The 20,755-nt window shown below is 67.7% G+C and carries 21 protein-coding genes; 5 read left to right on the top strand and 16 right to left on the bottom strand.

The window, feature by feature from the left end; genetic code table 11:
* Positions 1–135: 135 nt before the first annotated feature.
* The 4 genes from murU to ABE522_RS07205 form a co-directional block, all read right to left on the bottom strand.
* The gene (gene murU / locus ABE522_RS07220; RefSeq protein WP_346591100.1) at positions 136–849 is read right to left on the bottom strand and encodes an N-acetylmuramate alpha-1-phosphate uridylyltransferase MurU; all 714 of its coding nucleotides are present in this window, start codon (positions 847–849) and stop codon (positions 136–138) included.
* Positions 846–1,868, bottom strand: coding sequence for an aminoglycoside phosphotransferase family protein (locus ABE522_RS07215; RefSeq protein WP_346591099.1), 1,023 nt, complete (start codon positions 1,866–1,868; stop codon positions 846–848). The genes murU and ABE522_RS07215 overlap by 4 nt, the downstream gene beginning before the upstream one ends.
* A 51-nt stretch (positions 1,869–1,919) precedes the next feature.
* The gene (locus tag ABE522_RS07210) at positions 1,920–2,192 is read right to left on the bottom strand and encodes a GlsB/YeaQ/YmgE family stress response membrane protein (protein ID WP_042615132.1); all 273 of its coding nucleotides are present in this window, start codon (positions 2,190–2,192) and stop codon (positions 1,920–1,922) included.
* A 69-nt stretch (positions 2,193–2,261) separates the two neighbouring features.
* Positions 2,262–3,755 carry a M20 family metallopeptidase gene (locus ABE522_RS07205; RefSeq protein WP_346591098.1) on the bottom strand — a complete coding sequence of 498 codons (1,494 nt, stop codon included), beginning with the start codon at positions 3,753–3,755 and terminating at the stop codon, positions 2,262–2,264.
* 261 nt (positions 3,756–4,016) lie between these two features.
* Here ABE522_RS07205 and ABE522_RS07200 point away from each other — a divergent pair, with 261 nt between their 5' ends.
* From ABE522_RS07200 to ABE522_RS07185, 4 genes are all read left to right on the top strand, one after another.
* Positions 4,017–4,343, top strand: coding sequence for a ComEA family DNA-binding protein (locus ABE522_RS07200; RefSeq protein WP_406846321.1), 327 nt, complete (start codon positions 4,017–4,019; stop codon positions 4,341–4,343).
* Between the two features lie 326 nt (positions 4,344–4,669).
* Positions 4,670–5,740 (top strand): L,D-transpeptidase, encoded by a 1,071-nt coding sequence (locus ABE522_RS07195; RefSeq protein WP_346591097.1) that lies wholly within the window; start codon positions 4,670–4,672, stop codon positions 5,738–5,740.
* Positions 5,741–5,772: 32 nt separating this feature from the next.
* A complete protein-coding gene (locus ABE522_RS07190) occupies positions 5,773–6,489 on the top strand; it encodes a murein L,D-transpeptidase catalytic domain family protein (protein ID WP_346591096.1) in 717 nt (238 codons plus the stop codon).
* 47 nt (positions 6,490–6,536) lie between these two features.
* Positions 6,537–7,151 carry a HutD/Ves family protein gene (locus ABE522_RS07185; RefSeq protein ID WP_346591095.1) on the top strand — a complete coding sequence of 205 codons (615 nt, stop codon included), beginning with the start codon at positions 6,537–6,539 and terminating at the stop codon, positions 7,149–7,151.
* A gap of 8 nt (positions 7,152–7,159) precedes the next feature.
* On the opposite strand, the gene ABE522_RS07180 is transcribed toward ABE522_RS07185, so the two are convergent.
* The 10 genes from ABE522_RS07180 to ABE522_RS07135 form a co-directional block, all read right to left on the bottom strand.
* Positions 7,160–8,773: a sulfite reductase subunit alpha gene (locus ABE522_RS07180; protein ID WP_346591094.1), complete on the bottom strand. Its 1,614-nt coding sequence runs from the start codon at positions 8,771–8,773 to the stop codon at positions 7,160–7,162.
* Positions 8,770–9,729 (bottom strand): FAD:protein FMN transferase, encoded by a 960-nt coding sequence (locus tag ABE522_RS07175; RefSeq protein WP_346591093.1) that lies wholly within the window; start codon positions 9,727–9,729, stop codon positions 8,770–8,772. The genes ABE522_RS07180 and ABE522_RS07175 overlap by 4 nt, the downstream gene beginning before the upstream one ends.
* Before the next feature lie 56 nt (positions 9,730–9,785).
* Complete coding sequence (locus ABE522_RS07170; protein ID WP_346591092.1) at positions 9,786–10,589, bottom strand: DUF4198 domain-containing protein; 804 nt, start codon at positions 10,587–10,589, stop codon at positions 9,786–9,788.
* A 49-nt stretch (positions 10,590–10,638) separates the two neighbouring features.
* Entirely contained in the window at positions 10,639–11,157 is a 519-nt protein-coding gene (locus ABE522_RS07165; RefSeq protein ID WP_346591091.1) for a DUF2271 domain-containing protein, read from the bottom strand.
* A gap of 31 nt (positions 11,158–11,188) precedes the next feature.
* Positions 11,189–11,827 carry a PepSY-associated TM helix domain-containing protein gene (locus tag ABE522_RS07160; protein WP_346591090.1) on the bottom strand — a complete coding sequence of 213 codons (639 nt, stop codon included), beginning with the start codon at positions 11,825–11,827 and terminating at the stop codon, positions 11,189–11,191.
* Between the two features lie 71 nt (positions 11,828–11,898).
* The gene (locus ABE522_RS07155; RefSeq protein WP_346591089.1) at positions 11,899–14,280 is read right to left on the bottom strand and encodes a TonB-dependent receptor domain-containing protein; all 2,382 of its coding nucleotides are present in this window, start codon (positions 14,278–14,280) and stop codon (positions 11,899–11,901) included.
* Positions 14,281–14,428: 148 nt separating this feature from the next.
* On the bottom strand, positions 14,429–14,875 hold the full coding sequence (locus tag ABE522_RS07150) for a hypothetical protein (RefSeq protein WP_346591088.1): 447 nt from the start codon (positions 14,873–14,875) through the stop codon (positions 14,429–14,431).
* A 124-nt stretch (positions 14,876–14,999) separates the two neighbouring features.
* Positions 15,000–15,677 carry a Fe2+-dependent dioxygenase gene (locus tag ABE522_RS07145; protein WP_346591087.1) on the bottom strand — a complete coding sequence of 226 codons (678 nt, stop codon included), beginning with the start codon at positions 15,675–15,677 and terminating at the stop codon, positions 15,000–15,002.
* Positions 15,678–15,734: 57 nt separating this feature from the next.
* Positions 15,735–18,059 (bottom strand): catecholate siderophore receptor Fiu, encoded by a 2,325-nt coding sequence (locus ABE522_RS07140; protein ID WP_346591086.1) that lies wholly within the window; start codon positions 18,057–18,059, stop codon positions 15,735–15,737.
* 119 nt (positions 18,060–18,178) lie between these two features.
* Complete coding sequence (locus ABE522_RS07135; RefSeq protein WP_346591085.1) at positions 18,179–18,490, bottom strand: hypothetical protein; 312 nt, start codon at positions 18,488–18,490, stop codon at positions 18,179–18,181.
* 290 nt (positions 18,491–18,780) lie between these two features.
* Between ABE522_RS07135 and ABE522_RS07130 the strand changes: the two genes are divergently transcribed.
* Positions 18,781–19,872, top strand: coding sequence for a hypothetical protein (locus ABE522_RS07130; RefSeq protein WP_346591084.1), 1,092 nt, complete (start codon positions 18,781–18,783; stop codon positions 19,870–19,872).
* Here ABE522_RS07130 and ABE522_RS07125 read toward each other — a convergent pair.
* Both ABE522_RS07125 and ABE522_RS07120 read right to left on the bottom strand, forming a co-directional pair.
* Entirely contained in the window at positions 19,869–20,201 is a 333-nt protein-coding gene (locus ABE522_RS07125; protein ID WP_346591083.1) for a non-heme iron oxygenase ferredoxin subunit, read from the bottom strand. The genes ABE522_RS07130 and ABE522_RS07125 overlap by 4 nt on opposite strands.
* The gene (locus ABE522_RS07120; protein WP_346591082.1) at positions 20,198–20,737 is read right to left on the bottom strand and encodes a GNAT family N-acetyltransferase; all 540 of its coding nucleotides are present in this window, start codon (positions 20,735–20,737) and stop codon (positions 20,198–20,200) included. The genes ABE522_RS07125 and ABE522_RS07120 overlap by 4 nt, the downstream gene beginning before the upstream one ends.
* Between the last annotated feature and the right edge of the window lie 18 nt (positions 20,738–20,755).

Below are 20,755 nucleotides of genomic sequence, written 5' to 3'. Positions count from 1 at the left end.
GGGCGGGGGCGTTGAGCGCCATGGATGGCGCGAAACGAGGCCCGCATGGATGCAGCTTTTGCCGTCCCCCGACCAGCCCCACCGCCCGGCGCCAGCCCAGCTGCGGCTCTAAAACCAGCCACCCGCGAGGGGGCTTCACCCGTTCGACCGACCCAGCTCCGCATCCAGCAAACGCAGCCGATCCACCGTCCCCACGTCCGTCCAGCGTCCCCGATGATGCTGCCCCGTGACCGCTCTCTGCGCCATGAAGTGCTTCTGCAGCGGCACCACGCTGAACCGCGGCGGCGTGCGTTCGCTTCCCGCTGCGGTGCCGATCACCTGCCGCCAGTCGGCGACGATCGACGGCCGGTACACGCCGATGCCGGCATAGGTCAGGCAGCTTCCGGCGCGGTCGTGGTGCAGCAGGCCTGCGGCATCCAGGCGGTAATCGCCGTGCGGATGCTGGGCCGGGTTGTCCACCATCACCAGGTGCGCCTGGCCGGCCGGTTCGCGCGGCAGCGTGGCGAAGTCGAAATCGGTCCAGATATCGCCGTTGACCACCAGGAACGGGGCATCACCCAGCACCGGCAGGGCATTGAGGATGCCGCCGCCGGTTTCCAGCGGGGTGTCGCCCTCGTTGACGAAATGCAGCTGCACGCCCCACTGTCCGCCATCGCCCAGGGTCGGCGCGAAGGCTTCGGCGAGCCAGGAAATATTCACCACCACATCGCGCACGCCAAGTGCGGCCAGCCGCTCCAGGTGCCACACGATCAACGGTTTGCCGGCTACCGGCAGCAACGGTTTGGGGGTGTGCAGGGTGAGCGGGCGCATCCGCTCGCCGAGGCCGGCGGCGAAGATCAGCGCCTTCATCGGGCCAGCACCGGTTCGCCCTGGGCGGCCATCGCCGGCTTGATCCGCGCCTCAAGCACGTGTCGCAGCCCGGCCAGTTCCGGATAGCGCGGCAGTACTTCATCCAGGTAGGCGATGAAGCGCGGCGCATCGTCGAGGTAATGGCCCTTGCCATCGCGGTAGCGCAGGCGGCTGAAGATGCCCAGGCACTTCAGGTGGCGCTGGATGCCCAGCCAGTCGGCATCACGCAGGAAAACCGCAAGCGCCGGCACCGGCAGGCCGGCCGCCAGCGCGCGCTGGTGGTAACGCGCCAGCCAGCCATCCACGCGGGCCAGCGGCCAGCTCAGGAACGCGTCCTTGAACAGGCTGACCGGGTCGTAGGCAATGGGGCCACGCACCAGGTCCTGGAAGTCCAGTACCGCCGGGCCATCGGCCACCGGCATCAGGTTGCGCGGCATGAAATCGCGATGGGTCATCACCTGGGCCTGGCCCAGTGCGTTGTCCATCAGCAACTGCTGCGCGGCCTGCAGGCGCAGGCGGTCGTCGTCGTCCAGGGTGATGCCGAGGTGGCGCTGCAGGAACCAGTCGTCGAACAGCCCCGCATCGCGTTGCAGCAGCGCCTCGCCGAAGCGGCCGAAGTCGTCCGGCACCGGCATCTGCTGCAGGCTGAGCAGCTGGTCCATCGCGCGCTCGAACCACGCATCGGCGCTGTCGGCGTCGATGACCTTGGCCAGGGTGGGCCCGCCCAGGTCTTCGAGCAGAAGGAGTCCGGCCTCGATGTCTTCGGCCAGCACGGTCGGCACGCGCAGGCCGTGCGCCTGCAGCAGGGCGCGCATGCGCAACCACGGCCGCACGTCTTCCAGGCCGGGCGGGGAGTCCATCACGATGTGGCTGCCACCCCGGCTGGTGGCGCGCCAGTAACTGCGCATGCCCGCGTCCACCGACGCGCGGTCCAGCATCGCCTGGTCATCGCCCAACCGTGCGCGTGCCCACTGCAGGCGCTGCGCGGCGCGTTCGGGATGGGAAGCGGGATCGTTCATGCAGGCAGCGTCCGGGCGCCCGCGGGCGCCGACATCAGGGAAAAAAGAAGATCAGCGACGGCCGCCGCTGACCAGGCGCAGCAGGGCCAGGATCGCGACCGCGCCCAGTACCGCGCCGAGGAAACCGGCCGGTTCGCCAGCGGCGTACCAGCCCATGTACTGCCCGAACCAGCCGGCCAGCAGTGCGCCGACGATGCCGAGCACGATGGTCAGCAGGCAGCCCATGCGGTTGTTGCCGGGCATGACGAAGCGGCCGAGCAGGCCGACCACGAAGCCGACCAGGATGATGTAGAGCCAGCTGGTGCTGCCGAACAGACCATTCATGGACAGGGAATCCTTTGCGATGAGGGAGGCCGCCGGACCGGGCCGGCGGCGTCGCTCACTTTACCCAGTTCAGCAGCAGCCGTGGCCGCCGTGGCGGGTTCCGCTGTCGGCGGCGACCGGCGAACCGCTGGTCTCCCCGCGCAGGCTGGCGGCGTGGTGTTCGCTGATCACCTTGGACACGCAGGCGGTGACCTTCTTGCCCATCGGGATGTGCAGGAACTCATTCGGACCGTGTGCATTGGAATGCGGGCCGAGCACGCCGGTGATCATGAACTGTGCGCCGGGGAACTTCTCGCCGAGCATGCCCATGAACGGGATGGAGCCACCTTCGCCCATGTACATGGCCGGCTTGTCGAAGAACATCCGGCTGGCATCGTCGATCGCCTGGGTCAGCCACGGCGACATCGCCGGTGCATTCCAGCCGCTGGAGGCCTTTTCCAGGTCCAGCGTCACTTCGGCACCGTTCGGCGGGTCGCGCAGCAGGGCTTCCTTCAGCAGTTCGCCGCAGGCCTTGCCATCGGCGGTGGGCGGCAGGCGCAGCGACAGCTTCACTGCGGTATGCGGGCGCAGCACGTTGCCGGCCGATTCCAGCGACGGCATGCCGCCGATGCCGGTCACCGACAGGGCAGGGCGCCAGGTGCGGTTGAGCACCAGTTCGGTCAGGTCTTCGTTCATCGGCACCAGCCCGTCGACCAGCGGGAACTTGTCGAAGATGGCGGTATCGACGACTTCGGCGGCGCGCTTGGCCTGCTCGAGGCGCTCGGCGGGAATCTCCACCTGCATGCCGTCGATCAGGATGCGGCCGGTGTCCTGGTCCTCGATGCGCGACAGCAGCTGGCGCAGCAGGCGGAAGCTGGACGGCACCACGCCGGACGCGTCACCGGAATGCACGCCTTCGTTGAGCACCTTGACCGAGACGTTGCCGCCGGTCAGGCCGCGCAGAGAGGTGGTGCACCACAGCTGGTCGTAGTTGGCGCAGCCCGAATCCAGGCACACCACCAGCGACGGCTTGCCGATGCGGTCGGCCAGGTGGTCGACATAGGCGGGCAGATCGTAGCTGCCGGATTCTTCGCAGGCTTCGATCAGGATCACGCAGCGCGCATGCGGCAGGCCCTGGGCCTGCAGCGCCAGCACCGCGGCCAGTGAGCCGAAGATGGCGTAGCCGTCATCGGCGCCGCCGCGGCCATACAGCTTGTCATCGCGCAGCACCGGGATCCACGGGCCCAGGTCATCGTCCCAGCCGGTCATTTCCGGCTGCTTGTCCAGATGGCCATACAGCAGCACGGTGTCGTCACCGGTCTCGCTGCCGCTTGCCGGGATTTCCAGGAAAATCAGCGGGGTACGGCCTTCCAGGCGGACCACGTCGACCTTCAGCCCCGGGATGTCCTGGGCCTTGGCCCAGGTTTCCATCAGGACCACGGCCTGCTCCATGTAGCCGTTCTGCACCCAGTTGGCGTCGAACATCGGCGACTTGTTGGGGATGCGGATGTAGTCCACCAGTTGCGGGACGATCTCTTCGTCCCATTTCTGGTTGACATAGTGGCCGAGCTTGGCGCTGTCCATCTGAAACTCCGAATTGGCATGACTGATCCCCCCATTCTACGCGTGCGGGAAATGGCCGGCTGTGCACCATAGGGGCGGCTGTCGGAGGTGGCCCGTCTTTCCATGGCAGCGGGGTAGGGCTTTTCCTACACGGCGTCGGGTATTTAGCTGGCTGTTAGAAATGTCACGGACCGATAGTCTGTGTACATGTGGTGACGGACAGTGTCTCTACCGACGGGAATGCCGGTCGGGACAGGTTCGGATCACAAGGAGAAATACGTCGTGCCTTGGTGGATCGTGTTGCGGGCACTGCTTCTGGCGATGGGGATCACGCAGGCCTTTGCGGCCGCGCCGGTCGACATCAACCGGGCGGATGCCTCTGCACTGCAGCAGGGATTGACGATGGTGGGGCCCAGCCGGGCCGCGGCCATCGTCGAGCACAGGCAGCAGCACGGGCCTTTCAGGCGCGTCGAGGACTTGACGCAGGTGAAGGGCATAGGGAAAGCCATCGTCGAACGGAATCGACAGCGGATAACGACCGGGGACACGATGTCCCGGGTGGATCCGGTACCCGGACCGGTACCGGTGCGTTCCGTGCCAAGGCGCTGATACAGGGGAAATGTCGCGGTTCGCAGGAAGCGGACCCGGGCCGGCCACGGGACGTGGCGGCAGCGACCGGCGCAGGGAGGCGTCAACCACACCAGGATGGTGGCATCACAGACCTGTGGAAGGGGCTGGGATAAACAACCAGGGATGATCGCGGCCTCCGTGCACGGAGCACGCTGCCCCCATCGCAGGATGCGCGGGGCGGCGGAAGGCCGACAAGGACGTTGTCAGGGCCCGGTACGACACATGGCTGTGTCGCCGGGCCTTCTTTTGTTTGCGCCACCGACACGTTAGCGTGGGGTCTTGCTACGGACTGGATGACCGCGCTGATGCGACTGCTGCAGTGTTCCCTGATGATCGCCACGGCGCTTGCGCTTATCGCTCCTCTATCGCTGCGGGCGCAGGTGCCCGCCCCGGTGGCCGGCAAGGCACCGGCCGAACCCGCCGTGCGCGGACCCACCGACCTCAAGCCCGGCGAATACCTCTGGCACCCGGAGATATCCCCGTCGGGCCCCATCGTGCTGGTGGTCAGCCTGGAAGAGCAGCGCGCCTACGTGTACCGCAACGGCATCGCCATCGGCCTGAGCACCATCAGTTCGGGCAAGGCGGGCCACGAGACACCGACCGGGGTGTTCACCATCCTGCAGAAGGACAAGGACCATCGGTCCAACCTCTACAACAGCGCACCGATGCCCTACATGCAGCGGCTGACCTGGGATGGCATCGCCCTGCATGGCGGCGCACTGCCCGGGCACCCGGCGTCGCATGGCTGCGTGCGGCTGCCGCAGGCGTTCGCGCAGAAGCTGTTCAGTGCCACCCAGCGCGGCGACACGGTGGTGGTGGCCGATGCCAAGAGCTCGCCGATGACCCTGGCCTACCCGGCCGTGCTGGCCCCGGTCACCAGCCGCGGCCAGTCGCTGCCGGACGTGCCGGCCAGTGCGGAAACGGCGGCCTACTGGAACGAACAGGAGGCCCCGGCGGGGCAGGTCGGCGTGCTGGTGAGCCTGCATGACCAGCGCGTCTACGTGCTGCGCGATGGCGTGTTGATCGGCGAATCCCCCTTGGTGGCCTCGGCCTTGCCCGCCTTCGACGGCACCACGCTGTTCGTGATGGGCGAAGGCCATGCCGACCAGCCCAGTCCGCTGGATGCGCACCAGCGGCTGCACCGCTGGACCGCCTATCCGTTGCTGGGGCAGGCCAAAGGACAGGCCACCCCGGACCTGCTGGCTACGCCGTCGCTGCCGATGGCGCTGCCGCCGGATTTCGCCCGCCAGCTGTACGCCGCGCTGGTGCCGGGCACCACCCTGCTGGTGACCTCGCTGCCGGCGGTACGGCCAAGTGCAGCTGAACCGGGACTGCAGCCGGTATTGGAATCGGAGCCGGCCGGGTCCACCCTGTAAGGTCTGCATCCGACCCTCGCGATCCTGTCCAGATGAAACCGCCACGCCTCCGCTGGCTGGCTGCCGTCGGCCTGTTCACCGGCTGCAGCCTGCCTGCCCTTGCACAGACGCCGCCCGCTGCGGTGTCCGGTCCTGACCTGGGCGCGATCCTGGCCAAGGCGGCGCCCAATGCAGATCGCAAGGTGCTGCAACTGGCGGCCAGCGCGATGCGCTGCGCCCTGCGCCGCCCGGAACTCGGCGTGGCACCGGATCGACTGGGCGTGATCGACTATTCGCGCCCTTCCACCCAGCAGCGCCTGTGGGTATTCGACCTGCGCCGCCAGCGCCTGCTGTTCGAAGAGTGGGTTGCGCATGGGCGCAACAGCGGTGCCGACCGCACCGAGCATTTTTCCAATCGCGAGGGCAGCTTCATGTCCAGCATCGGGGCGTTCACCGCGCAGGAAACCTACGTCGGCGGCAACGGGTATTCGTTGCGCCTGGACGGGCTGGAGCCGGGGTTCAACGACCATGCGCGGGAGCGGGCGATCGTGATCCACGGCGCGCCCTACGTGAATCCCTCCGCCGCACGGTTGCAGGGCCGGCTGGGCCGCAGCCTCGGCTGTCCTGCCGTGCGGCTGACCGTTGCCAAGCCGCTGATCGATGCACTCAGCGGCGGCACGATGGTGTTCGCGTACTACCCCGACCAGGACTGGCTGAAGCGCTCCCAGCTGCTGGACGCCGACTGCGGCGGCAGCCTGGCCAAGCGCTGACGGCACGACGCGTCGTCAAGGCGGGGACGGCACGGCACAATGGGCGCATGAACGCGACCGACATCCTGCAGCACCCCAGCCGGGTCATCCCCAGCATCGATTACCGCCGCGAACGCTGGCGCAATGGGCTGGGCTGGACGCGGGAAATCCTGCGCCTGCCGAGCGACGGCGAAGACTGGGCCGTGCGTCTTTCAATCGCCGAAATTGAATCAGACGCAGCATTTTCCAGCTTCCCGGGCGTGGATCGCGAACTGGTGCTGCTGCACGGAAACGGGGTGCGCCTGCGCTTCGATGATGGCCGGGTAGAAGAGGTGCTGCCGCCGCATGGTCGCGTACGGTTTGCCGGCGAACAGGCACTGCACGGCGAACTGGTGGACGGCACCACCCATGATTTCAACCTGATGTGGCGGCGTGACGCAGTGACTGCGCAGCTGCTGCACCGGCCCATCGTAGGGCCGATGTACTTCTTCACCGAACCGGACGTGGCCTGGGCCATCCACCTGCTGGCCGGGCAGGCCCGCTTCGACGCCGACGCCGACGTTGATCTGCCGCCGATGCAGCAGGGCGACACGGCCTGGCTGGCTGCCGGCGAGCGTCGCCGCCATGCACTGCACGGCGGCGGTGAGCTGCTGGCGATCCGGCTGGGTCCGGCGGTGCCGTAGCGCGTGCTTCAGTACACGTCGCGGCGGTAGCGTCCGGCCAGCACCAGCGCCTCTTTTCCTTCGGCGCCCAGCACCTGTTCGATCACCGCGTCCACTGCCGGCGCCATGCCCTGCAGGCTGCCGCAGACCAGGATCGCCGCGCCCTCGTCGACCCACTGGCGCAGTCGCCCGGCTTCTGCCAACAGGCGGTCCTGCACGTAGCGATGGGCACCGCCGTCGCGGCTGAACACCGCATCCAGGCGCTCCAGCATGCCGCGCTGCTGCATCTGCACCAGTTCGTCGCCGAAGTGGAAATCGTGCGCGGCATTACGCTCGCCGAACAGCAGCCAGTTGCGGCTGGCGCCGGCCGCTTCGCGTTCGTGCAGGTGCGCGCGCAGCCCGGCGATGCCGGTACCGTTGCCGATCAGGATCAACGGCCGCGTGCGGTCCACGCCGTGGAAATTGGGGTTGCGGCGCAGGCGCAGGTCGATCGTACCGCCAACCGGTGCGACGTCGCACAGCCAACCACTGCCGATGCCCGGCGTGCCGTCGGCGCGCAGTTGCCGCCGCAGCAGCAGTTCCACTGCGCCGTCGTGCATGGCCGAGGCAATGGAGTATTCGCGGTGTGGCAGGGGTTGCAGCATCGCCAGCAGGGTCTGCAGGTCGCCACCGGCGGTGACCCCGGGCAGGTGCGAACGTGACAGCCGCGCCTGCAGGGTCTGCCCATCGGCCAGCAGCGTGTCGCCCTGCAGCTGGTGCCGTTGCAGCCATGCCTGCACCACGCCCGGGGCGTGCCGGGGGCCGATCTCGGCGATGTCGCCGGCCTGCCATCGCACCTCGCTGCCAGCTTCCGTTACGGGCGATTGCAGTCGCAGCCAGTGCACCGGGCCGCCTGCGCTGCCGGGGTTGAGATGCTCGCGCTGCAGCAGCGTCCATGCCTGGTAGTCCACCGGACTCCAGTCCGGCTGGTCGCTGGCATCGCCACCCAGTTGGCCCAGCAGTTGCTGCCAGTGGCGCAGGCTGGCCGGGTCGGCGTTGTCCACTTCCACCGTGTCGAACAGCGCGTGCGCGCCATGCCGGCGCAGCCAGTCGTCCAGCTGGTGGCCGAACGCACAGTAGTGCGCGTAGCTGTGGTCGCCCAGCGCCAGCACGCCGTAATGCAGGTGGCCCAGCGACGGCGTTGCGGTCATCAGCCGGCGCAGGAACGGGGCGGCATGGTCGGGCGGATCGCCTTCACCGGTGGTGCTGGCGATGAACAACGCGCGTTCGCTGTCCGCCAGCAGGGCCGCATCCAGCTGCTCGATGCTGCGCACGCGCACTGCCAGGCCGGCACCGCGCAGGGCATCGGCACTGCGTTCGGCCAGCTGCGCGGCAAAGCCGGTCTGGCTGGCCCACACCAGCAGGATCGGCCGCTGCGCCGGATCGGTCCGCTCGCGGCGTGGCCGGGTCTGCCACCACAGCAGGGCACACAGTGCGGCGTAGCCGCAGGCGGAGGCGATCGCGGTCCACAGCGCGGCGCGGCGCGGGGCAAGCTCCCACCCGCTTTCGCCCAGGTGCAGGCGCAGCAGCAGCCAGGCCACGATGGCCAGGACCAGCATCACCAGCAGGTTGCCGAACAGCGCGCGTGACGGGCGCAGGCTCATGGCAGCAGCGCCTGGAAGGCAGGGCTGAGCGTTTCCAGCGGACCATCAGTGCCGCGTTCCAGGAAGCGCGCCGCCAACTGCAGGCGGGTGGCCAGTTCCAGTCCCGCATCGCGGCCGAGCACGGTCAGTGCGGTCGCCCACGCATCGCCGTGCATGGCATCGTCGGCGACCACGGTCACCGCCGCGGCCGCGCGCTGTACCGGCAGGCCGCTGCGCGGATCCACGCTGTGGCTGATCGGTTCGCCGTCCTGCTGGTAGTGGTGCCAGCGGTCGCCGGAAGTGGCGATCGCCTTGCCGTCCAGTTCCAGCACGCGCGGCGGGGTAGGCGTACGCGCGTCTTCTTCCGGGGCGGATTCCACCAGCACGCGCCATGGCTGGCCATCGGGCTTGCGGCCGTACCCATGCAGTTCGCCGCCTACTTCCACCAACGCGGCGCTCACGTGCTGGTCCTGCAGCCAGCGCACCACTTCGTCTACGCCGAAGCCCTTGGCAATCGCCGACAGATCCAGTTCCAACCCGCCGGGCTGCAGCAGCGCATCGCCCTGCCACTGCAGTTTCTGCCAGCCGCAGCGTGCGCGGGTCGCTTCGACAGCGTGGGTATCCGGGCGATCACGCGCGGCGGCATGCGCACCGAAACCCCACAGCGCCACCAAGGGGCCGAGCGTGGGATCGAAAGCGCCGTCGCTGGCTGCTGCAACGTCCTGCGCAGCGGCCAGCACCTGGCGGGTCTGCAGCGGCAGTGGATGCCAGCTGCCCGCGGCGGCGCGGTTGTAACGGCTCAGGTCCGACGTCGGTTCCCAGGTGCTCATCTGCGCCACGACACGGTCCAGCTGGGCCTGGATGCCGGCGTGCAGCGGATGCAGGTCGCGGCTGCGCGGCACCGTCAGTGAGACCGACCATGAAGTGCCCATGGTGGTGCCGCCGAGGCGCGCGATGTCGAGTAACGGGTTGGTCATCAGCGAGTGCGTAAGGGTGCCAGTGGAGCCGGGCCAGGCCCGGCTCCGGGGATCGATCACTGCGGCAGCACTTCCAGCGTCGCCACGTAGCTCAGCCTACGCTTTTCAGCCTGCTTCACCGAGGTCTTGTTGTCTTCGGTGCCGGTTTCCAGCCAGTACATGCCGGCTTCCGGCCAGCTCACCTTGATCTCGCCCTTGGCATCGCTGGTGACCTTGATCTCTTCCTGCGCGTTGCGGTAACGCGTGGCGCCACGCACGATCTCGAACTCCAGGCCGGCGGTCGGCTTGCCATCCACCAGCACGTGGAAGGTCGCTTCTTCGCCGGCGAACAGATCGTTCGGGTGGCCCATCGCGATCAGCTCGATGCCCTTGTTGGTCGGCTTGAGCGCGGTGGCATTCGGCGCGCCATTGGTGACGAAGGTTTCCACCCGGCCGACCGATTCGGATACCTGCACGTTCTTCGCGTCCTTCGGCAGTTCGCCGAAGCTGGCCGCGTTGCCGCGCCAGCGCTTGCGCTCGCCATTCAACTCATAGGTGGCGAACAGACCGTCGTTGACCGACGCGATGCGGTAGGTGCCGGCCTGCTTCAGCTCGATGTCGAACACGCTGCGGAACTTGCCGGTGGCACTGTTCTGCGGCTGCACGCTGCTGCCATCCGGCGCGGTGACCACCACCGATTCCAGGCGCAGCGGCACGTGGTTGAAGTAGAACAGGTCGTTGGATACGGCACCGTCGACGGTGATCCACGGGTTGGTACCGGCGATCACGGTCTGCGACGGCAGCAGCCAGGCCTTGTGGGCCAGGGCGGAGAACGGAAGGGCAGCAGCCAGGGCGGCGGCGAGGACGAGCGTGCGCTTCATCGGGGTATGACTCCAGGAGAAAGAAGGTACGGACCCATGCTGGAACAGCTCAGGGCTTGATGGCGAGGGTGACCTTGCCCAGTTCGGTGCTGCCTTGTGCCGAACCGTTCTGCGCGGACTTTGCCGGCCAGCTGAAAGGCACCTTGACCAGTTCACGGCCGCCGACTTCGCGCGCCGCTTCGACCACCAGGGTGTAGTTGCCGGGTGCGAGATCCTTCAGCGCAGGCTGGCGGTCGTTGAACGACAGCGCATGGGTGCCGACCGGACGGGTCGGCCCGGTCACGCCGTCCACGGGTACGTCCAGCGTGCGGCCGCTCTTGCGCCACCACTGGCGCAGGTCCGGCAGCCACTTGGTGCCATGGCCTTCGCTGTTGCCGGTCTGCTGGTACCAGACCGACAGGTTGGCGGCGACCTTCTGGTCGGCCCCTTCCAGCCAGATCGCCACGTACGGGCGGTGGTACTCGGCGACGTTGAGCTTGGGGACTTCGACGTTGATGTCCAGCGTGGTCGCGTAGGCCGGCGAGGTGGCCAGCAGGCCGCTGAGGGCGATGGTGAGGGTGACGCGCATGGGCGGCTCCAGCAGGAAAGGGCAGGGAAGGTCAGTGGATCAACAACAGGGCGATCAGCAGCGGGATCATCAGGCCCAGGCCGACCAGCGGCCAGGTCATGCGCCGCTGCCGCGCATGCAGGTGCAACAGGAACAGGCCGGTGATGCAGAACACCAGGCAGGCCACGGCGAACACATCCAGGAACCAGCCCCACGCCGGGCCGGCATTGCGCCCCTTGTGCAGGTCGTTGAGGTAGGACACCGCCCCGCGCGAGGTGGATTCGAATTCCACCGCGCCGCTTGCGCGGTCGATGCTCAGCCACGCATCGCCGCCGGGACGCGGCAGCGACAGGTAGATCTCTTCGGGCGACCACTCCGCGGCGCGGCCGCCGATGGAAATGTCCAGTTCCGCATCCAGCCACTGGCGCGCGGGACGCGGCAACGGCGCGTTGCCGTCGTCGCGCGTGCCCAGCTGTGCCAGCAGCGCGGCAGGCAGTTCCAGCTGGCGGTTGTCCACCTGCGGGGTCGCTTCGATCTTCGCCGCGTGGTTGAGCGTGATGCCGGTGGCGGCGAACAGCAGCATGCCGATCAGGCAGACCGCCGAGCTGATCCAGTGCCACTGGTGCAGCGTACGCAGCCAGAAACCGCGGCTTTGTTGTTGCTGCACGGTAGAAGAGACGGAACGGCTCACGCGGAGGGACAGGGCTCGAAGAGAGGAAGCATTACAGCATTGATGAGAATAGTTCGCAATTAGGTGAGCCTTCAGAACGAGAAATTCAGGCTGACCCAGACGCTGCGTGCCTTGTCCTTGTTGTTGTAGTCATCCTCGAACAGCACTTCATTGCCGCCATCGGCATAGGCGCCGTTGCCGTCCAGGTCGGTGAACGTGGCCTGGTAGGTGGTGAAGTCGCGGTCCAGCAGATTGTTGATGCGCGCGTTGACGGTCAACCATTCGGTCGCCTCGTAGGACGCGCCCAGGTGCAGCACGGTGTAATCCTTGTAGTACAGCGGCTGGCTGGTGATGGCGCTGACCCCGCGGTAGCGCTTGGAGCGCATTTCCCCGGTCAGGAACACGTTCAAGCGCTCGCTGGCCTGCCAGTCGAAGGTGGCGTTGGCCATGTGCTTGGCACTGTTGCCCAGCGGCAGGCCCTTCTCCGCGCCGCTCTTCTGTTCGCTGTCGGTATAGGTGTAGTTGGCGCGCAGCGCGAAGCGTTCGCTGATCTCCCAACGGCCGGCCACTTCCGCGCCCTGGATCACCACCTCGTCGATGTTCACCGTGCGCGAGCTGCTGGCATAGCCCAGTTCGGCGTACTCGCCGCTGCTGCTGCACGCCAGCGCGAAACCGGGGCCGCACGGCTGCGAGGCGATCTTGTCGTCGAACTTATTGTGGAACACGGTGGCGTTGGCGCTGTGGCCCTGCGGGTGCTGCCAGTACACCGCCAGTTCGGTGCTGGTGCTGGTTTCCGGCTGCAGGTCCGGGTTGCCGTACATGGGCGACGTGCCCTGGCCACCGAAGCCGGTCACCCCGTCGTACAGCTGGGTGGTCTTTGGGGTCTTGAATCCAGTGCTGACGCCGCCCTTGACCGTCCACGCTTCGTTGAGCGTGTACACACCGTACAGGCGCGGGCTGAGGTGGTTGCCGAACACTTCATGGTCATCGAAACGCAGGCCGTAGGTGAGCGCGAACGGTGCAGTGATGTTCCAGGTGTCCTCGGCGAACAGCGAGTACATGTTGTGGTCCTGGACCTGGCCGGGATTGCCGCTTTCCATGCCGAACACCCCGTCGGTCAGCTCACCGCGGATCACCTGCGCGCCGACCACGGCGATGTGTTCGCCGGCAGCCTGGAACGGGATGTCCAGCTTGGCATCCAGGGTGTACTGCGCGCTTTCCAGCGTGCGCTTGGGACGCGGCAGGAAGGCGGCTTCGGCGGCGGCGCGGCGCTGCGCCTCGGTCTGGCCGACATAGGCGCCGGTGCCGTTGAGCATCTGCAGCAGCTGGCGGCGTTCGTCCACGGTGAACGGCATGGTGCGGCCATCGTTGTTGGTGGCCACGTGGGCCAGCGACACCAGGCTGCGGCCGAAGCTCCAGTCCCCTTCGTGGGTCAGTGCCCACGCATCGCGGGTGAACTCCTGGCTGGCGCTGTAGCCGACGCGCGGATCGGCGCGCGTGCAGTTGCGGCGGCTGATGCAGGTGGTGGAGTTGCCGCGCCAGATCGAGGCGATGCCATCGACGGTGCCGACCGGGTACTCCTCTACGCCGGCGTCGTTGATCTTGATCGAGTTGTCGTATTCCTGGCGCGATGTGTCGAAGTCCAGGGTGATGCGCTGGGCATCGCTGGCATTCCATTCCAGGCTGACGCCGCCGGACTTGTTGGTGTTGTCCACGGTCTTGCCACCGGCGCCGAAGCCCAGTGGGCGGGTGTGCTCCACGCCGGCCGGATCGGTGGACGGCGAATACACCGGGTTGGACGCCTTGCGGTCATACCAGCTGGCACGCGCGCTGAGGTTCAGCACGCCCGGCAGCAGCGGGCCGGTGATGAAGGCATCGACAGTGCTGTCATCGCCGAACTGGTCGTCGGTTTCGAAGGTGCGGCCGACGGTGGCCGAGCCATGCCAGCTGTCGAGCGCGCGCTTGGTGATCACGTTGATCACACCGCCCATCGCATCGGCGCCGTACAGGGTGGAGGCGGGGCCGCGGATCACTTCGATGCGCTCGATCGCATCCAGCGGCGGGATGTGGTTGAACTGGTTGCCGCCGAAGTTGTTCGGGTAGATGTCGCCGTGGTTGTTCTGGCGGCGGCCGTTGATCAGCAGCAGCGTGTAGTCCGAGCCCATGCCACGCATGGAAACCGAGCCCTGGCCGGTCTTGTCACGGGTCTCGCCGACGTCCACCCCTTCCAGGTCACGCACTGCATCCAGCAGGGTCATGTACGGGCGCTTGGCCAGTTCTTCGCGGGTGATGACCGAAATGCTGGCCGGTGCATCGGTGATCTTCTGTTCGAAGCCGGACGCGGTGACCACCACCTGGTCCAGGGTGCGCGGTGCGGCGACTTCGGCGAAGACCGGCGCGGCCAGGGCGCACAGCAGGGCGCTGGACAGGACGGTGCGGGAAACGGACGAACGCAGACGATGGCGCTGGGCCATGGCAGTAACTCCAAAGGGTGCTGGAAAGCGCCGCGGCCGACGCCGGAGGCGCGGTGCGGTGCGAAGGGCCCGGTCCGGGCCGACAGGTGACGAATGCGACAGAAGCGATCGACGCGCACGCCCCGGACAGGGCCACGCGGAAGGTGGATCAGGCCAGCGGAGGCGCCTGGCCGCGTTGCTGGCGGCGTCCCGGCGCATCGGCGCGCGGCGGCTGCGCGCTGGCACGGCGCCAGTCGCGGCAACGGTCAGCCGCGTCGGTGGGCGTGTGCGCGAACAGCGTCCAGCCCAGCACGGCGATGGCACCGGTCCGGTCTGGCGTGGTCTGCGCCGCAGGGGCTTCCTCGGCCAGCGATACCCGGCGCAGCTTGGCCGGTGCCTGTTCGTGCAGCGGCAGGTCGCCGCCGCCGCGTTCTTCCACCGGCAGCGGCGCCTGCAGCACGGCCGACGCCGCATGCGGGTCGGCGCTCGGCGCGAGCAGCGGCAGCGAGCCCAGCAGCAATGCCAGCATCGCCACCCACGCCAGCAGGCTGGCCAGCGCGGGACGCTGGCCGCGCATGGCGGCGCCGAGCTGATGGTGGCGGTGCGGATGACGCAAGGAGGAGCCCCGGAACAGTGGCCGCCAGCGGAGCGCGGCGTGCACAGGGCGTGATTGTAGTGAGAGTCGTTCGCTGGTGCAAATGAGAACTGTTCGCGACAGCTTTAGTGGTCAGGGGGGCGGGTCAGACTTCGCTCCAGCGGCGCAGCAGGTTGTGGTACACCCCGCTCAGCTGCAGCACGGCGGCGGCATCGGCCTGGCTCTGCCGCAGCCGCTCGATGGAGGTGTCCATCTCCCACAGCAGGCGCCGCTGTGCATCATCGCGGACCATGCTCTGCACCCAGAAAAACGAGGCGATGCGTGCACCGCGGGTCACCGGGTTCACCTGGTGCAGGCTGCTGGAAGGGTAGAGGATCAGGTCGCCGGCCGGCAGCTTCACCTCGTGTTCGCCGTAGGTATCGCTGATGATCAACTCGCCCCCGTCGTACGCTTCCGGTGCTGACAGGAACAGGGTGCAGGAAACATCCGAACGCAGGTGCCCCTGCGCGCCATGGGCCATCACCGCGCCATCGACATGGAACCCGTAGGTGCCGCCACCCTGGTAACGGTTGAAGCGTGGCGGCAGGATCTTCAACGGCAGTGCGGCAGCGAAGAACAGCGGGTTGCGCTGCAGGGCCGCCAGCACCTTCTCGCCCAACTGCGCTTTCAGGGGCGAGCCATCAGGCAACTGCTGGTTGCGCTTGACCTGTGCACCCTGGCGACCGACCGTTTCGCGGCCGTCGGTCCACTCGGCCTGTTGCAGCGGATCCAGCACTTCGCCGAGTTCCTCGGCAGTGAGCACGTTGGGGATGTGCAGCAGCATCGTGTTCGTCCGGTAAGGGTGAAGGCGCGGGACGCCAGGGCTTCCCGCGCCGCCGGTTCAGAAGCGGAAGTCCGCGCTGAGCAGGAACGTACGCGGGGTACCCGGGGTGTAACGGTAGCCGCTCTTGTTGATCGCAGCCACGTACTGCTTGTCCAACACGTTGTACGCGTTCAAGCGCAACACCAGCGCTTCGTTCACGGCGTACGAAACCACCGCGTCATACACCGTGTACGACCTGGTGAAGGAGGGCGTGCCGACCGCGCCATCGGTGCCACGGTGCATGGCGCTGCTGTAGCGCACGCCGCCGCCCAGCGTCAGCCCGAACGGCAGCTGATAGGTGCTCCATGCAGTGAAGGCGTCGTCGGGGGTGTAGGTGAGGTTGCTGGTTCCGTCTGCGGCCACGTTGGCGCCTTCCTTGACCTCGGTGTCCAGGTGGCTGTAACCGGCTGACAGTGACCAGTTGTCGGTGACGCGGCCCACGGCGGACAGCTCCACGCCCTTGACCCGCTTGCTGCCGGTCTGGGTCGGGTTGCCGGCCTCATCCAGCACCTGGGTGTTGATCTCGTTCTCCACGTCGGTCTGGAAGACCGCCAGGTTCAGTGCCAGCGCGTCATCCAGGAAGACCCACTTGCTGCCGACTTCAAACGTCTTTGCTTCCTGCGGATCCAGCCGCGGGTTGTCCAGGCTGCTGGCCGAACTGCTGAGGGCGAAATTGCTGCCGCCCGGCGGCTGCTGCGACAGCGCGTAGTTGGCGTAGACGCTGGCCGTATCGCCGGCCTTGTACAGCACGCCGAGTTTCCAGTTGAGCAGCGTGTCCGACGCTTCCAGGGTCGGCGTCCGCAGCACCGTGCCGACCGGGTTGGTGCCGCAGGCCGGACCCGCGCGGCCGCCGCAGACCACCGAACTGGCGTATCGGGTGTCGTAGTGGTCGGCGCGCACGCCGGCGGTCAGCAGCAGGCTTTCGCCCAGGTGCAGGGTGTCGAACACATAGGCCGACCAGGTGGTGGTCCGGCCATGTGCATCGGCGCCGTTGTGTGCCCAGGTCAGGCCGCCGACGTTCCAGTCCGGGGTGTACAGGTTCGCGGCCGGCCAGCTGCTGCCGCCGGTGACGGCCTGGCCGAAGCTGTCCATCTCTTCGCGGGTGAACTCCAGCCCGGTGCTGAGGTTGTGCGCGATGGCGCCGGTGGCGAAGTCGGCGCGCAGGTTGAGCTGGTCGGTCAGCAGGGTGTTGCGCTGGTCCTTCAGCGTCGGCAGGCTGCGCGCGACGGTATACGTGGACAGGTCGTTGCGGTCGGTGTAACGGATGTTGCCGGTGGGTGCGCCGTTGGTGCCGCGGGTACCGGTGCCCATGAACGCAGTGAGCAGGTAGTCCTGTTCGGTACGGCCCCAGCGCGCGGTATTGGTCAAGCGCACGGCATCGTTGAAATCATGTTCGATGCGGAAGGTGGCCATCTTCGCGGTGACATCGTCATGGTCGGCGCGCGTGCCGTAGAAGTTCTCCGGATCCACCGGGTTGCCGGCCAGCGCTTCCAGGGTAGGCTGCGGCGCCCAGCCGGGCAGTCCGAGGGTCGGCACGCCGCCATCGGGCACGTTGTCCTGGTCCACGTAAAGCAGGTTGAGCACATAGCGGGTGTCGGTACCCAGGCCGAACGCCAGTGACGGTGCGATGCCCCAGCGGGAATGGTTGACGTGGTCGCGGCCGGGCTGGTCGCTGTCCTGCCACATGGCGTTCAGGCGCAGCGCACTGGTCGCCCCCAGCGCCTGGTTCCAGTCGGCCGTGGCGCGGCGCTGCTGGTCGCTGCCCAGGCTGGCAGTGCCGGACACTTCATCGTGCAACGTGGCCTGCTTGCTGACCATGTTGATCGCACCGGTGGGCGCCGAACGGCCGTTGTCGGTGCCGGCAGGGCCCTTGGTGATCTCCACCTGTTCGGTATTGAACACATCGCGCGAGATGGAGCCCAGGTCACGCACGCCATCGACGAACAGGCTGCTGGAGGTGTCGAAGCCCCGCATGTACAGCGCATCGCCGGTGGCGGTGTTGCCGTTCTCGCCGACGAAGAAGGTGCCGACACCCGGGCTGTTGCGCAGCGCTTCGGTCAGGGTGGTGGCGCCCTGCTGGTTGAACAGGTCGGCGGTGATCACCTGGAGGGTCTGCGGGGTGTCCTGCAGCGACTGGGTGAACTTCGGCGAGGCGACCTTGTCGGCCTTGTAGCCGCGGGTGGCGTGCACGTCCACCTTGTCCAGCGTGCGTGCGCCGTCGTTGGTTTCGGCGAAGGCCAGCGAGGGCAGGGCCGCCAGGCCGAGGCCTGCGGCGAGGCTGGCGGTGGCCAGCGGCAGGGGACGGAACGGGGAGGCGTGCTTGCGGCTTCTGATCGGGGTCATGGGCAGGAATTCAGTGATGGCGGGCATCGGCCGGCCAAGGGGACAACAGGGCAGCAACCGGCGATGGCCGGTTACCCACAGGAGGGGAGTCGTCGAGCCCGGCCCGCAGGCCGCAGCGGTCAGCCGCAGCGCGGCGGTGCCTGGCCGGGCGGACGGCGCGGCACCTCGATACGGATCGCCAGCGCCCGGTGGGGCACTTGCCCCGGCAACGACGCGCAACGCTCCACGCCGTCGCATGTGGCGTGCTTCGCGCCCGGCGGCTCGCCGCGCCCGGCCTCCGGCTCAGCTTCGGATGCGGCAAGCGCCTGCTCGAGGGGCAGGCCCTCGTGCGGTACGGGAGGCGCCGGGTGCAGGCCCACGCACCTGTAGGCCGCCGGCCCCGGGGTCATCGCACTGCCGACGCCCTGCCACAGCAGGAGGAGCACCAGCACGGCCCACGGCACCGCCGAGCCGCGCCATGAAGACGCAAAGCGGGCGATGGAGCGTGGCAGGCAAGGGGTCACGCAGGAGCCTGAGGATACGTAGTGTTACAAATAGTAGCAGTAACGCGAACCATTCGCATGTGCACGGTGTAAGCGGTCCGTACGACACGGGTAGGTAAAGTACGGTTCATGAGGTACGTGCCTGCCTGACCGCGTCAGCAAGGTGATTTGCGTTGAAGATTCCGCATCCCGTCGCGCCTAGCCTCTGCACGCCACTTCCGCTGCCCGGGTCAATATCCATGCACCTCCTTCGAGAACGCGCCGCTTCAGTCGCCGGTCCGGGATCCACCGCCAGCGGCTCGGTGGACCTGGATCCACGCACGGCAGGCCGTCTCGCCCGCCAGGCGGTCGGCGAGATGGGGCAGGGCGTGGCGTATGGCGACAAAGTCGTGCTGCAGCCCCGTGAAGACGAGCTGGCACTGCTGCTTGGAGCCCGCGCCGCCGAGCATTGCCCGGGCAACCAGCGGCTGAACTGGAAGCTCAATGCGCTGGTCAGCGCCAATGCACGCTACTGCGCGGTCAAGATCGTCGGCTCCAACGCGTGCAACCTGACCTTGGGACTGCCTCGCTCCCAGTCGCAGTTGCTGCTGTACGACAAGCTGACCATGACCCCGGTGGCCCAGTTCGACGGCACCGGACTGTCGGCGCGACGGACGGGAGCCTATGCCTCGATGGCGGTCGACCTGCTGCTCGCCGGTCGCCGGCGGTTTTCCGTGCGCCTGTATGGGGCGGGGCCTGTCGCCGCGTGTGTGCTGGATGACCTGCGGGCCCATCATGCGCACCGGATCCGTTGTGTCGATGTCCGCAGTCGCCGACCGGACAGCGCGCACGCGTTCGCTGAAGCGGGAAGCGCCCGCACCGGGCTGGATGTCCGTGCCGGGCACGGAGAAGCGGAGCCGGCGGACCTGCTGATCACCGCGACCAATGCCGCAAGACCGATCGTGCCGCTGGATGCGCTGCATGGCGACATCGCCGTACTGCATCTGGGCGGGGATGAGCTGCCGGCGGCCTTCATCGAGCGGGCATTGGCGCGAGGCACCGTCATCTGTGACGACGTGAAGAGTGTGTGTCATCGCAATTCGCAGAGCCTGGCGCTGTATTTCTCACGGCAGCACCTGCGCCTGTCCGAGCTGGCAGCGCTCTTCAGGATACGCAGCCTGCACGACGGCGCGATGGACGATCCGTCCGCCACGTCGCGGCCTGCGTTGATGACCTGTGTCGGCCTGCCGGTGCTGGATCTCTACCTGGCCCAGTGGCTGTATGAGCAACGGCCAGGCGATGCTGATCCGGTCCGTGGCGCCGCTCCGGACCTGCTGCGGGTCAGCGACTAATCGCGGTCATCGCGTGTCCAGATCGCATCATGTTCGCGCTTCACCGGGAACTTCGGTGCCGGGCTGTACGCGGGGGCACACAGGGCGCGCCCGTCGCGCACGTCGAAGCGGGCACCGTGCAGGACGCATTCGATGCTGCCCTCCGCGGTATTGAACTCACCGGAGGACAGTTCGAACTCTTCATGGGTGCACTGGTCTTCCAGCGCATACAGCTCGCCGTCCAGGTTGAACACTACGATCGGCGTACCGGTGACCTCGTCGAACACGCTTTTCATCTCGCCCGGCAGCAGGTCGGTGCTGGCGCAGACGAAGGTCCAGGCAGCACTCATCGCGCCGGCTCCTGCAGGTGTTTTTCCAGGATCTCGAACTGCAGGTCATCGCGCTTGGGAATGCCAAACCGCTCGTCACCATACGGGAAGGGCTTCTTGATGCCGGTGCGGCGATAGCCACGGCGCTCGTAGAAGGCGATCAGCTCCTCGCGGATGTCGATCACGGTCATCAGCATGCTGGCCAGGCCCCATTCGCGCAGGCCATGTGCCTCTGCTTCGGCAATGACCTGCTTGCCCAGGCCGCTGCCCTGCTCGGTGGGCGCCACGGCGAACATGCCGAAGTAGCCGTGCTCACCGCCGTCGGCGACGTGGGCGCAGGCCAGCAGCCGGCCCGCGCGTTCGGCGAGCAGGATGGTGGAGCGCGGGCGCGCGATGTCGGCCTGCAGCCCTTCGGCGTCGATGCGTGCACCATCCAGCATGTCGGCTTCGGTGGTCCACCCGGCGCGGCTGGCATCACCGCGGTAGGCCGAGGTGACAAGTTCGATGAGGGCGGGGATGTCGGCCGGCGTGGCGGCACGGAAGGTCAGCGTGGTCATGCGTCCCAGTGTAAATCC

This window comes from Stenotrophomonas lacuserhaii, from assembly GCF_039674585.1.
GTDB classification, from domain to species: domain Bacteria; phylum Pseudomonadota; class Gammaproteobacteria; order Xanthomonadales; family Xanthomonadaceae; genus Stenotrophomonas; species Stenotrophomonas pennii_A.
The sequence above is the reverse complement of the archived record's forward strand: the minus strand, read 5'-3'. Positions and strand labels throughout refer to the sequence as shown.